At 72.7% G+C, this 575-nt stretch carries 1 protein-coding gene; it reads left to right on the forward strand.

The window, feature by feature from the left end:
- Positions 1-4: 4 nt before the first annotated feature.
- Positions 5-575 (forward strand): alanine racemase (locus tag HUK84_RS22195; protein ID WP_176642041.1); only part of this gene is annotated, 571 nt, incomplete at its 3' end.

The following is a 575-nucleotide window of genomic DNA, read 5'->3' on the forward strand; positions in this document are numbered from 1 at the left end:
TTCCATGCTGACGGCGGACGACCCGTCCCCGCTGCCGCCATCCTGGGCCGGCGGCATCCTGACCATCGACCTCGACGCGCTCGCCGCCAATTACCGGTCGCTGCGGGACAGGCTCGCGCCTGGAATCGTCTGCGCCGCCGCCGTCAAGGCCGACGCGTACGGGCTGGGGGCCCGGAAGGTGGTGCCGGTGCTGCATGCCGCCGGCTGCCGGACGTTCTTCGTCGCCCATCTGGCCGAAGGGGCTGAAATCCGCCCCCTGCTGAGCGCGGACAGCACCATCGTCGTGCTGAACGGCGCCATGCCGGGCACCGAGGCCGACCTGCACACGCACGGGCTGGTGCCCGTCCTGAACAGCGTCGAGCAGGTGGCGGCGTGGCGGAGCCTGGCACAGGCGCGCGGCACATCTCTGCCCGCCGTGCTGCAGGTCGATAGCGGCATGTCGCGCTTCGGCCTGTCCGAGGACGATCTGCGGGCGATGGCGGACCGGCCCGACGCCCTGGCGGGCATCACCCCCCTGCTGGTCATGAGCCACCTGGCCTGCGCGGACGAGCCCGCGCACCCGGCCAATCACGCCC

The sequence above is a fragment of the Nguyenibacter vanlangensis genome (assembly GCF_013376155.1).
GTDB classification, from domain to species: Bacteria; Pseudomonadota; Alphaproteobacteria; order Acetobacterales; family Acetobacteraceae; genus Gluconacetobacter; species Gluconacetobacter vanlangensis.